This window comes from Psychrobacter okhotskensis (assembly GCF_013248965.1).
GTDB classification, from domain to species: Bacteria; Pseudomonadota; Gammaproteobacteria; order Pseudomonadales; family Moraxellaceae; genus Psychrobacter; species Psychrobacter okhotskensis.
Genome location: NZ_JABRVQ010000013.1, coordinates 75,464 through 87,575 on the forward strand (window position 1 = coordinate 75,464; position 12,112 = coordinate 87,575).

Genomic DNA, 12,112 nt, shown 5'->3' on the forward strand with positions numbered 1-12,112 from the left:
ATAGTAACTGATATAAATGCAAAATTGTGGATATAAAAGGGCTTGCCATTACCTATCAATGATGGAGCTTACTAAGCATAGTACTGTAGGTGTGTCTCTTTGCCAAGCAAACGCTGTATCAGTATAGCCAATTTTTCATCATATTTGGTTGCATAAAAAGTCAACGGTGGTCGGTTAATTATGCCCACATCCCTACTCTCTTTATGATCATCCTGAGCACCATCATTAAGCAAAGCAGAAATTTGGTTTGCCACTAATAGTTGCTTGACCCGTTCAGCAATCGCCTGTCCTGAGTCCACCACTTGTATCGATAGCTGTTGCTGTGCAATCTCATCCAATAAGAATGCTTTAAAAAATGGATAATGAGTACAGCCCAGCACCAATTGATCGACTCCGTTTTGTGCAAATATCTGTAGCTGCTGGCGTAGCCGTTGTGCGGTCTCACACTCTTCTGGCATGCCTGCCTCGACCCAAGGCACCAGCTCTGGATCAAAATACTTGGTCACTAGGGTACGGTTAGGACTAGCAATAGCCGTGATGACTTCATTAAGTAGCGTACCGTTCAAAGTTGCTTTGGTGGCCAATACCGCGACATGATTGCTTTTACTTGCTAACACGGCGGGCTTGAGCGCTGGTACCAAGCCGACAATAGGCAACTGCGGATAACAACGTCTAGCTGTCTCTAAAGCATAAGCAGATGCACTGTTGCAAGCAATCACAATGAGCTTGCAGCCCTGCTGATACAGCCACTCTACGGCTGTCAAGGTCAATGCTTCGATGTCTTTGCTATCACGATTGCCATACGGTACATGCAAGGTATCTGCATAATAAACATAACGCTCGGCAGGGAGTTGCTGGGCTAAATGCAGATACACAGAAAGACCACCAACCCCAGAATCAAATAAGCCAATCGGCGCATTGCGCTCTTTATTAGCCATAGTTTGGCTAACCGAAGTGGTATTTTCAGCGCTATGAATAACCGCTTGTTTAAAATCCTGCTTTTCAACGGCAGTCGACGGTGTCTCAACTACGTTTAACAGGTTGGCTGCAGCAATATTCATCGGTACGCTACCGCTGTTTTCATATCGATACCTTCATTTCAATAGCATTTCAATAGCATTTTTCAAATGTTAATTTTTAAACATAATTCTTTAGACGCAATCTTTTAGACACAACCCTTGAAACTTAGCTTCTCAATAGCGCGTTTAAAACGGTATTTTTATGATAAATAAAAAACAGTCTATCGTATGGATAGACAGTTTTTATTGAGGCTTGATGCTAATTAGCCAGCTGGCATCGACAGCTCATAAGACTGGCCACCACTTTGCAAGGTCAGTATTGTCTCACCTGCTCGCTCTGTTAATTCGCCGATTTCAGTTAGATGATAAAAGGCATTACGAGCGATCAACGCAGTCAAGCCATTTCTGACTGGCATATAAGGTTTTACTTGCGTGTCAGCTTGATTATCAGCAGAGTCATCAGCTGTATAAGTCTGCAAAGTAATCGGATGCTCATCGTCTAAACGTACCACATCGCCAGTCGTCGTGGTAAACTCTAGCCAGCTATGATTAGCTTCTTTAACGATACCAACATCATTGATAAGTAACGGTGCATCTTCCACTTGGATGCGAAGTTTTTGTACAGGCGTCTTTAAAAAGTACTCTACTACCCCATTATTTTCTTCTTTCCATAAGATAGTGGCAAATAAGCTCACCAATGACTCTCTGGTCATTTGCCCGCCCTCATGCCACCACTCACCGTTGGCTTTGATGACCAAATCCATATCGGCGACTTGTTCAGGATGCCACTTTTCCAGTGGCGGTATCGACCGACCTTCGCGTGTCCCTGCAGCAGACTTTAAATATTGATTCAGTGCTTCTATAGCATTTGGGTTGGATGCCACGTCCTGCGGTCTGTTAGCACTGTTTTGCGAATTATTATCCGTCTTAATATTATTATCGCTCATCATCTAATCCTTTACCTAGTAATTAAAGTTTGGAAAATCTACTATTACTATAAATTTTAGTTTCGGGTATGATGAGACCATATCGTCATTATACCTTTACTACCCAAATCTTACCTTAACACCGATACTCATAAATGCGTATCGTGTTTGTAGGACTTTTCTTTTATAATGAGTAACGATTTTTTATTGAAACAGTCAAGTGCGCGTTGTCTTAGTGACACATTTTATTAGCGGATATGTTGATCGCTTTTTATTCACTAGGTTTAACAGCAACGTTGTCCATTGATGCCGCAAAGACAGTTTCTGTCGAGCAGCCATATGTCTGAGTGAAATTAGCGCCGCAAGCCTTATTATGCAATTGTTAAGCTAATGATGCCCTGAGATAAGCCACTAAAAGTTTAGGAGTAGGTATGCAAGAGCAAGACAATCAAAAGCCAGTCGTCGACGGTGATAGCGTTCACACTGATGCACCAGTCGCGACAGATACGGCCAAGCTAGACACCACAAAGCCAGAGTCAACGACGCTGACCAAAGAAGCGCCAGCTGAAGAGATTGCTGTCGAAACCGCCGACCTCAAAAAAGCTGAGACCATTGAAACTGCGACAGAAGCAGCAGTCGAACCTGTCGCCGTGGATAAAGAGCCTGCTGAGAAAGTAGCGGTCGAAAAAACGCCTGAACCAGTAGTAGAACCTGTCGCGGCAGAGCCTGAGATTGAGCGCGAATCAATGGAATTCGACGTCATCATCGTCGGCGGCGGACCTGCGGGTCTATCTGCTGCGATTCGTCTGCGTCAGCTCGCTATCAAAGCTGGCAATGATGAATTTATGGTTTGTGTGGTTGAAAAAGGCTCTGAATTCGGTGCTCATACTTTATCTGGCGCTGTTATCGAGCCGCGTGCTTTAAATGAGCTGATACCAGACTGGAAAGAAAAAGGCGCACCGCTAAACGTGCCAGCCACCGAAGATCGCTTCTACTACTTAAATTCAGCCACACGCTCTACCAAAGTACCAGATCCTTTAATCCCAGCACCGATGCACAATGACGGCAACTATATTGTCTCATTGGGAAATGTGGTTCGTTGGTTGGCGGTACAAGCCGAAGAGTTAGAAGTCATGATGTTCCCAGGCTTCCCAGCTGATGACATCTTATATAATGACGATGGTTCGGTACGCGGTATCCTGACTGGTGATATGGGTGTGGCGGCCAATGGCGAAGCCAAACCAAGCTTTGAGCCGGGTTATGAGCTGCTTGCCAAATATACTATTTTTGCCGAAGGCAGCCGTGGTCATCTAGGCAAACGCTTAATCAGCCGTTTTGATCTTGATAAAGACTCAGATCCTCAGCATTATGGTATTGGTCTAAAAGAATTGTGGGAAGTTGTGCCAGAGAAGCACGAGCAAGGCGTGGTCATGCACGGACTTGGCTGGCCATTGACCGAAACGGGCTCTACTGGTGGTTGGTGGTTATACTTCGATGAAAACAACCAAGTAAGCTTTGGTCTTGTCGCTGATTTGTCCTATCATAACCCGTACATGTCGCCATTTGACGAGATGCAGCGCCTAAAGACGCACCCTGTCATTAAGAATGTACTCGAAGGCGGCAAGCGTATCTCTTACGGCGCTCGTGCTTTGACTAAGGGCGGTCTCAACTCCTTACCAAAATTTACCTTCCCTGGAGGTGTATTGGTCGGTGATGACGCTGGATTCTTAAACCCAGCTAAAATCAAAGGTACGCACACGTCAATGAAGTCAGGCATGCTCGCCGCCGAAGCGATTTTCGAAGCGGTACAAGCTGATCGTCAGCATGACGAAGTGATTGCTTATACGACTATGTATAAAGAGTCGTGGTTGTACCAAGATAATTACGAGTCGCGCAACTTCTCGCCTGCAATACACCGTATGGGTCTATTCATGGGTGGTGCTTTCACCTTTATCGAGCACAACTTATTGAAAGGTAAAATGCCATTTACCTTACACGATAACCTGCCAGATTACGATCAGCTAGAGCGTGCCAACCACGCTTATCAGCCTACTTACCTCAAGCCTGATGGTAAACTGATCTTTGATAAGTTATCGTCGGTATTTATCTCTAATACCAACCATGCTGAAGATCAACCAACGCACTTAAAACTTACCGATCAAACGGTGCCTATTTCAATTAACTTACCTTTATATGCTGAGCCAGCACGTTTGTACTGCCCAGCGGGTGTTTATGAAGTAGTCAAAGATGCAGAAGGCGCTAAGTTCGTTATCAATGCGCAAAACTGTGTGCATTGTAAGACCTGTGATATCAAAGATCCTTCGCAGAACATTACTTGGGTGACGCCAGAAGGTGGCGGCGGTCCTAACTATCCAAATATGTAAATCATATTTGAGATAAAGAAATCAATAAAAAACCGCTCTTAATCATAAGGGCGGTTTTTTTTACTTATACATTTTATTTAATAATCACAACCAATCTGTCAGCTTAATCCGTCCAGGCATCACGATTGGCTTCGTCTTTTAGCTTCACAAAGTCATCAGGATTAAATTTAATTTGATCGCCAGTTTTGCCCTCTTTTACTTGTCGCTCATAGTCACGCAATATTCTTAAGGCCACTGGCGATAGGATTAAAATAGCGACTAAGTTGGTCAAGGCCATAAGACCCATCGACAAATCAGCAAAGTTCCATATTGCTGGCAAACTAGCAATCGCGCCGACGAACACCATACCTAAAACCATAAAGCGGAAAATCATAATCATCACTTTGGCATTTTTGGCACCAGAGATAAATTCAAGATTAGACTCGCCATAACTATAGTTAGCAATGATAGACGTAAATGAGAAAAAGAAAATAGCAATCGCGACGAATATTACACCCATATCGCCAACATATTGCGATAGTGCCAACTGAGTAAGCTGGATACCTTCTTGTTCGACGTTGGGGTCAACCACTCCAGACAAGATAATAATAGAGGCAGTAGCGGTACAAATAACCAAGGTATCCATAAAGACCCCGAGCATCTGCATAAATCCTTGCACTGCTGGATGATCGGGATGACTTTTGGCCGTTGCCGCCGCATTGGGTGCGGAGCCCATACCGGCTTCGTTAGAAAACAAACCGCGTTTGATACCGTTGATCATCGCCTGAGCGATACCGTAACCGATGACCCCGCCCGCTGCTTGCTCAAAGCCAAAGGCTGACTTTACAATCAAAGCAATCGCTGCTGGGAACTGACTGAAATTGGTCACGATAATGAATAGCGCTAATAAAATATATAAAATAGCCATCACTGGTACGATTTTGCCCGCGATGCGGGCTACCGAGCGCAAACCACCAAATACCACTGGCGCCACCAATACGACCAGCACCAAACCTGTCATCCACGTTGGAATGCCAAACGCTTCATTGGTCGCTTGCGCAATCGTATTGGATTGCACGCCATTAAATGCCAGACCAAATGCGACGAGTAGGCAAAGCGAGAAAAATATCGCCAGCCAGCGCTTTCCTAAACCTTTCTCGATATAGTAAGCAGGTCCACCGCGGTAAACGTTATCATTGTGCGGCACCTTATATGCTTGCGCTAAAGTCGACTCAATAAAGCTGGTCGACATACCGACTATCGCGGTCATCCACATCCAAAAAACAGCACCCGGACCACCGAGATAAATAGCAATGGCAACCCCCGCCAAGTTACCCGTACCAACACGCGCCGCGAGTGAGGTCATCAAAGCCTCAAACGAGCTGATGCCGCCATCTTTACGCCCTTGGTTTGAGACGCGTAATAGCTGCCACATGTGACCAAAGTGGCGAAATTGGATAAAGCGGGTGACGATGGTAAAATAAATACCTGCGCCAATCAGTACGAACATGAGCAATCCGTACCAAGGATTACTCGCGATCAACCAATCATTGTTACCCCAGATAATACTAACGCCATAATTGACGATACTATTGAACCAATTTGCTATGCCTTCGTTCATACGAGCTCCTCATTTACGCTTTGTATAACCTACTTTTTTAGATACTGATAACAGGGTTTAATCAGTAAAAATCTTGATTTATTGGTATTCAATACTTGCTATCAAAACGCTACGGGCATTCTATAGAGATTAAATGCCCTACAATCATCACATTTGGTTATCAACTTAGTAACTTTATTTTTAAAATAAATGTTACTTGCCACTCATATCCTATAGAATGTATAAAGTAACAAATTCACAGCACAATTTAGACAGTTGTAGTAGTATTTCAGTAACGTTTATAATTTATGTATATCGTGTCAGAATAAGTGTTTCGTCGCATTGATTGACCATACGTTTAACGATTGAAATTTTCTTATCAATTTTTTTATTACTGATACCTTGAATGGTATAGACATTCCGATAAAGTTAATATTTACTTATTGGCATGAGTAATTAGCGTTCTACAAACCTTAAGATGCTTGTCAGGAAGATAAGAGCTTCAAGAACAATGGATTGTTATGCCCCATCTACCTTCCTCGAAATATATCGTTCTTCCTGCCTGTCAGATTTAATTAATACTGCTATTTATTTTAAATAATTAAATTTTAAACAATCCATCATATTTTAGGTATTACCCACTTTTTGAGGGTAATGCGCAGTGAATAGTTATTTTTTATGATGTTTTCAGTCGAAAAAATAGCCCAAAACTCGCTTATTTTGTTGGTGATTTTAGTTAGTGACGCTGATTGGTCGTTTCCGTTCTGCTTTGATCGTTTGTCAGGCAATGCTGTTCATTGCTATAAACGTCGTATCGCTTTTAGTGATACCTGCGAAACCTTAACGGCTTATCACACTTAAACCAATAATTCCGTTTTTAGGCAAGACAAAAGGAGTTGTCCTATGGAAAACCACAACGATCCATCCGGTTATTGGCGTGCCAATGTCCGTCTCATCCTAGGTAGCCTAGTCATTTGGGCACTAGTTTCTTATGGTTTTGCTATTCTTTTACGTCCTCTGTTAGCAGGCATTAGAATCGGCGGTACTGATCTAGGCTTTTGGTTTGCTCAGCAAGGTTCTATTGCAGTCTTCATCATCTTGATCTTTTTTTACGCGTGGCGTATGAACAAGTTAGATAAACAATATGGCGTAGACGAGGAATAGCACTATGAGTCAATTTACAATTAATATTATTTTTGTGGGTCTGTCCTTCGCTCTCTACTTCGGTATTGCGATTTGGGCGCGTGCTGGTACGACCAGCGAATTCTATGTGGCTGGTGGCGGTGTGCATCCGGTCGTGAACGGTATGGCAACGGCTGCTGACTGGATGAGTGCGGCGTCATTTATCTCGATGGCCGGTATCCTTGCCGCTGGTGGTTATGGTGCCTCGACGTATTTAATGGGTTGGACAGGTGGCTATGTACTGCTAGCGATGCTCCTAGCGCCATACTTACGTAAGTTCGGTAAATTTACGGTTCCTGACTTTATCGGCGACCGTTTTTATTCTAAGACAGCGGCTATGATTGCCGTGGTTTGTTTGATTATCGCCTCGACTACTTATGTTATCGGTCAGATGACTGGTGCTGGCGTTGCTTTCTCACGCTTCTTAGAAGTTGAAAACACCACTGGCCTACTGATTGCTGCGGTCGTTGTCTTCTTCTACGCTGTACTTGGTGGCATGAAGGGGATCACTTATACGCAGGTTGCGCAGTATGTCGTTCTTATGATTGCTTATACCATTCCTGCGGTCTTTATCTCACTTGAGTTAACAGGCAATCCAATTCCCGGTCTTGGTTTATTCTCTAACCATACTGAAGCAGGTATTCCTTTATTAACCAAACTCGATCAATTAGTCACTGATTTAGGCTTTGCAGCTTATACAGCTGACGTTCCTAACAAGCTAAATATGGTGCTGTTTACCTTATCGCTTATGATTGGTACTGCGGGTCTGCCCCACGTTATCATTCGCTTTTTCACGGTTCCTAAAGTCGCTGACGCACGTTGGACAGCGGGTTGGACCCTTGTATTTATCTCATTACTATACTTTACCGCCCCTGCAGTGGGTGCAATGGCGCGTCTCAACTTGATCGATACGATCTATCCACAAGGTGTGGAAGAGCCTGCGCTTACTTATGAGCAGCGTCCAGATTGGATGAGAACATGGGAAGATACTGGTCTTATTAAATATAACGACCTAAATAACGATGGTCGTATTCAGTTATATAACGACAGTGGATTGGGTGCGGCTCAGCTAGCACTCAACACGGCTGAAGCAGAAGGCGGAGATGTTGCAGCTGCCACTGCTGCTGTAGCAGAAGCTCGCACAGCACATGATCTAGAAGTCGATGGCCGCTTTGCCAATGCAGGTTGGGCAGGTAACGAGCTAGACGTCAACGCCGATATCTTAGTATTGGCTAACCCAGAAATCGCTCAACTGCCACCATGGGTTATCGGTCTTATCGCTGCAGGTGGTTTGGCAGCAGCACTATCAACAGCCGCTGGTCTACTACTTGCCATCTCATCAGCCATCAGTCATGACTTGATTAAGAGAAACCTTAATCCAAACATCACTGATAAGGGTGAGCTACGTGTCGCCCGTATCACAATGGGTGTCGCGATTGTCGTGGCTACTTGGCTGGGTATTAACCCACCAGGATTCGCGGCACAGGTGGTTGCCTTAGCCTTTGGTATTGCAGGTGCTTCACTGTTCCCAGCATTGATGATGGGTATTTTCTCTAAGCGTATTAACAACCTTGGCGCTATCGCCGGTATGTTGACAGGTCTGATTAGTATCTTGGTTTATATCTTTGTTTTCAAAGGCTGGTTCTTCATCAGTGGTACGGCTAACTTCCCTGATACGGAAGAATACTGGTTGTTTGGTATCTCGCCATTATCATTTGGTGCGATTGGTGCCTTGCTCAACTTTATCGTTGCGTTCATTGTATCTTACGCGACTAAAGCACCACCATTACATATCCAAGAATTGGTTGAAAGCGTTCGTTCTCCACGCGGAGCTGGCGGCGCAGTGGACCACTAAGCTCTGGTATGTAGTATGGTATCCTTTATGCATATCACTCACAGGCAGCCGCTGCTTGTGAGTGTTTTTTTATCTATATAGCGTAATAGAAATTATTTGATAACAGTCGTTTAGTGACAGTTAATCTATAAAAAGCCGCTTTATAAGAACGACATGATAAAAATTTACTATTTTATGATTGGCCTATACGCGCCATGTATTAAGGAAAAGTCTTATGCTTTATGAGTTTATCGCCACCATGGCTGCCGGATTTGGTTTGGCTGGGTTGGCACTTGTTATAACTCACCTCAGCAAATTGGCGGGCAAAAAAGCACCAAAATGGCTGATTCCAGCCTTTGCTGCTCTTGGTATTTTTGGGTTTCAGGTACATCAAGAATATAACTGGTATGATCAGCAAGTCGCTCAATTACCAGAAGGGATGACCGTGGTCAAAAAGATTGAAGAGAGTGTGTGGTTTCGACCATGGTCGTATGTAAAACCACAGACAATACGCTTTATGGCAGCCGATAGTGGTCACGCGCGGCCGCAAGTAGACAATCCAGATATCTATCTAACCAATCTATATCTGTTTGAAAGACGCATGAGTGTCAAGCAAGTTGCGCAGGTAATTGACTGCAGCACACCAGCCCGTGCCGATTATATTATGCCAGCGAAAGACAGTACTTTGACGGTTGATGAGCACGTTAATAGCTCAACCAAATGGCAGCCCTTAGCAACAGATGATCCCCTATTCATCAGTATTTGTAACAATAAAAGCTAGAGACTGTCCTCAATCTGAATGAAAGTGACTAAATGGGCTAAAAATGGCCAAATATTCAGATAAAGATAAGTTTACATAACCACTAGATAATCCGTAAAACGCCTCGCAGTTAGTAGTGTCTATCAATGAATAAGATTGAGCAATTAATAACGCTGAACAGTGGCAGTATACTGATGTTTTGAGTTTGCCCCGAGCAATAAACCAGCGCATAGACCACCGAAATGTGCCGCAAAGGAGATACCTTGCTGCGGCATTAATCCTTGTTTGATAGTCAACCAGTAGCCCGTGCCCATGACAATGCAGGCCAATAGATAGCCCCAACGCCTTGCGAAGACAGCGCCACCTATCATATAACCAAGCATCGCAAAACATAGTCCTGATGCCCCGATATGAATCGATAGCGGCGAGCCAATGATCCACGTTACCAATCCAGAGGCTATAATAAGCTTAACCACTGTACGATACGCGTTGTTTTCAAACAGCCCAAATAAAAACAGAATTTGTAATAATGTCAAAGTATTGCCAAGCAAATGTGAAAAATTACCATGCATCGTCCATGAAGCAAAAATCCCTATCATGCTGCCGACATCAAGGGCTCGCGGTACGATACCAAAGATATTCCACAGCCCGAACAGCGCAAACTTGTTAAGAAAAAACATCCCCCACATTGGCACTAAAACAAAAGCATATAAGCCAATAACTTGCTTGATTCGTACTAATATCAACGTGAGTAATTGCCGCCACTTCATATAATCTTTTATCCTATTCATTTCATTTTATTAAACAGACCTTAATGGTTCACTGAAAACAGTGGTTGCTGTATCGGTTTAAATGATAATAATGAAGCATCTTTGTCCGCTGTTAAATAACTATTGGCATGCAGTAACGACGTTGAATGATAAGGCACTAAGGCGGTAGGAACAAAACTGCGCGCGGCATCGATATGTTTGACCGAATCATCAAAGAAAATATGCGGTGCAAAGGTCTTTAATACCGCTGTTTTTTCAAGCCCACCCAAGAAAAACGCCATATCCACATTGACGCCCCACTCTCGTAGCGTCTTGATAGCCCGCAGATCCGCGGGGGCGTTGCGAGCCGTCACCAACGCAATCTTAATCGGTGAATATTGCAGACCAGCAGGCAAACGTTCCTGTAAGTTTGATAGCTTAATCAATAGCTCGGCATAAGGTCCTTTTTCAATCGGTAAGTCACGCATTTGGGCTTCACGATCATGAAAAGCACGCAATCCTTTTTGCTTATATAATAGCTCGCCTGAATCATCAAAAAGCACAGCATCACCATCAAAAGCGATACGCAGCTGTTTGGTATCCAATTTATAAGTATTGACAGGCGTCGCATCGAGTATCGCACAGGCACAAATATTGGCATCAGCAACTTGCTGCGCATCCTCACGATTGGTGGTCAAAAATAAATCAACATTGAAGTCTTTGATATAAGGCGAGACAGGACTGCCCGATATAAATGCCGATCGAGAAATATTGAGTCCATGTTCTCGAATGGCATTAAGTACTTGAATGCCCGTATCTGGACTGCTCTTTGAGACAATCACCACTTCGACCAAAGGCGCTTCAATATCAGGGAGCTGTACAGTATCGTCTTCACAATAATGATTCAAATTTATTAGGGCTTTAATCAGCGGATAACCCGCGCCAATATCCAAGGGCTCGTTCTCACGAGCGGCCATATAGTCGCGAAACTCTTTTATAGCGCTTTCAGGGCGTTGCTTCAACAGTTGTAATAAATAATTTTCTGATTCTGCTAAATCAAACAAGGCGGTTGCAGAAATAGCCACTATCAATGTGTTACTAAAATCGACTGCCATATTTTCTCTGCTTGTATTTAATAAATGTCGTTAATTTTAGCCAGTCTAACAATTTAAACCAAACTAGTAAGTAAGCTTTTAATGATATAGCACTTATCTCTGACCATGAAAATGTCCAATGTCCGATGGGTAATCGGCTTAGTCATTAATGGTTTTTACCATACAGAGTCGATAACCTGAATGCTTCACTATGTTTTCAAAACATTTAGTAATTAATCTGCTGTTACATATTCTCAATACTTATCCTAAAGTAATGACTCTAAACTTTTGTAAAATAGTCACGAATTCACATTTTAATCTACTAATACATAGGTAGCTGATTATGCTAAAAAAACTATTTAAACCTAATTATGTCAAATATGATTCGAAATATATTACGTTAAGTGACGAAGATAATAAAATTATTGATACTATTACTAATGATATTCGTCTATATGTCTTGGATTCAACATTGAAGTGCAACGCACCCGAAGCTAGATTTTACCTCAAGAGGTGTTCTAAACCCTAGCACCTTTCTAGGTCGATTATTTAAACTGTCTTCAATCGACTGAACTAAGTGCATGC

Annotated in this window: 10 protein-coding genes and 1 pseudogene; 5 read left to right on the plus strand and 6 right to left on the minus strand. The window is 43.2% G+C overall.

The window, feature by feature from the left end; genetic code table 11:
- Window positions 1-71: 71 nt before the first annotated feature.
- Both murI and HQR03_RS08125 read right to left on the minus strand, forming a co-directional pair.
- Window positions 72-1,061 (minus strand): glutamate racemase, encoded by a 990-nt coding sequence (gene murI / locus HQR03_RS08120; protein WP_173239825.1) that lies wholly within the window; start codon window positions 1,059-1,061, stop codon window positions 72-74.
- Between the two features lie 221 nt (window positions 1,062-1,282).
- Window positions 1,283-1,966 carry a DUF1285 domain-containing protein gene (locus HQR03_RS08125; protein ID WP_025651602.1) on the minus strand — a complete coding sequence of 228 codons (684 nt, stop codon included), beginning with the start codon at window positions 1,964-1,966 and terminating at the stop codon, window positions 1,283-1,285.
- 725 nt (window positions 1,967-2,691) lie between these two features.
- On the opposite strand from HQR03_RS08125, the gene HQR03_RS08130 reads away from it, so the two are divergent.
- On the plus strand, window positions 2,692-4,329 hold the full coding sequence (locus HQR03_RS08130; RefSeq protein WP_173239833.1) for an electron transfer flavoprotein-ubiquinone oxidoreductase: 1,638 nt from the start codon (window positions 2,692-2,694) through the stop codon (window positions 4,327-4,329).
- A 103-nt stretch (window positions 4,330-4,432) separates the two neighbouring features.
- Here the strand turns inward: HQR03_RS08130 and HQR03_RS08135 are convergent, their stop codons facing one another.
- Entirely contained in the window at window positions 4,433-5,929 is a 1,497-nt protein-coding gene (locus tag HQR03_RS08135; RefSeq protein ID WP_025651604.1) for an alanine/glycine:cation symporter family protein, read from the minus strand.
- Window positions 5,930-6,586: 657 nt separating this feature from the next.
- Between HQR03_RS08135 and HQR03_RS08140 the strand changes: the two genes are divergently transcribed.
- The 4 genes from HQR03_RS08140 (at window position 6,587) to HQR03_RS08155 (ending at window position 9,705) form a co-directional block, all read left to right on the plus strand.
- Window positions 6,587-6,769 carry a hypothetical protein gene (locus HQR03_RS08140; RefSeq protein WP_025651605.1) on the plus strand — a complete coding sequence of 61 codons (183 nt, stop codon included), beginning with the start codon at window positions 6,587-6,589 and terminating at the stop codon, window positions 6,767-6,769.
- 42 nt (window positions 6,770-6,811) lie between these two features.
- A complete protein-coding gene (locus HQR03_RS08145; protein ID WP_025651606.1) occupies window positions 6,812-7,072 on the plus strand; it encodes a DUF4212 domain-containing protein in 261 nt (86 codons plus the stop codon).
- 4 nt (window positions 7,073-7,076) lie between these two features.
- Window positions 7,077-8,945 carry a sodium:solute symporter family protein gene (locus HQR03_RS08150; RefSeq protein WP_173239826.1) on the plus strand — a complete coding sequence of 623 codons (1,869 nt, stop codon included), beginning with the start codon at window positions 7,077-7,079 and terminating at the stop codon, window positions 8,943-8,945.
- A gap of 214 nt (window positions 8,946-9,159) precedes the next feature.
- Window positions 9,160-9,705 (plus strand): hypothetical protein, encoded by a 546-nt coding sequence (locus HQR03_RS08155; RefSeq protein ID WP_101211108.1) that lies wholly within the window; start codon window positions 9,160-9,162, stop codon window positions 9,703-9,705.
- A gap of 143 nt (window positions 9,706-9,848) precedes the next feature.
- Here HQR03_RS08155 and HQR03_RS08160 read toward each other — a convergent pair whose 3' ends face one another.
- From HQR03_RS08160 to HQR03_RS14435, 3 genes and pseudogenes are all read right to left on the minus strand, one after another.
- Complete coding sequence (locus HQR03_RS08160; protein WP_173239827.1) at window positions 9,849-10,454, minus strand: rhomboid family intramembrane serine protease; 606 nt, start codon at window positions 10,452-10,454, stop codon at window positions 9,849-9,851.
- A gap of 41 nt (window positions 10,455-10,495) precedes the next feature.
- On the minus strand, window positions 10,496-11,548 hold the full coding sequence (locus HQR03_RS08165) for a 5'-nucleotidase (protein WP_173239828.1): 1,053 nt from the start codon (window positions 11,546-11,548) through the stop codon (window positions 10,496-10,498).
- A 445-nt stretch (window positions 11,549-11,993) separates the two neighbouring features.
- Window positions 11,994-12,112, minus strand: a pseudogene (locus tag HQR03_RS14435) (IS30 family transposase); the annotation flags it as partial.

Bases quoted from the DNA above. Each gene is read 5' to 3' on its own strand.
- HQR03_RS08145 (WP_025651606.1), top strand. From the start codon at position 6,812: ATGGAAAACCACAACGATCCATCCGGTTATTGGCGTGCCAATGTCCGT.
- HQR03_RS08165 (WP_173239828.1), bottom strand. From the start codon at position 11,548: ATGGCAGTCGATTTTAGTAACACATTGATAGTGGCTATTTCTGCAACC.
- HQR03_RS08135 (WP_025651604.1), bottom strand. From the start codon at position 5,929: ATGAACGAAGGCATAGCAAATTGGTTCAATAGTATCGTCAATTATGGC.
- murI (WP_173239825.1), bottom strand. From the start codon at position 1,061: ATGAATATTGCTGCAGCCAACCTGTTAAACGTAGTTGAGACACCGTCG.
- HQR03_RS08125 (WP_025651602.1), bottom strand. From the start codon at position 1,966: ATGAGCGATAATAATATTAAGACGGATAATAATTCGCAAAACAGTGCT.
- HQR03_RS08155 (WP_101211108.1), top strand. From the start codon at position 9,160: ATGCTTTATGAGTTTATCGCCACCATGGCTGCCGGATTTGGTTTGGCT.
- HQR03_RS08160 (WP_173239827.1), bottom strand. From the start codon at position 10,454: ATGAAGTGGCGGCAATTACTCACGTTGATATTAGTACGAATCAAGCAA.
- HQR03_RS08140 (WP_025651605.1), top strand. From the start codon at position 6,587: ATGATGTTTTCAGTCGAAAAAATAGCCCAAAACTCGCTTATTTTGTTG.
- HQR03_RS08130 (WP_173239833.1), top strand. From the start codon at position 2,692: ATGGAATTCGACGTCATCATCGTCGGCGGCGGACCTGCGGGTCTATCT.
- HQR03_RS08150 (WP_173239826.1), top strand. From the start codon at position 7,077: ATGAGTCAATTTACAATTAATATTATTTTTGTGGGTCTGTCCTTCGCT.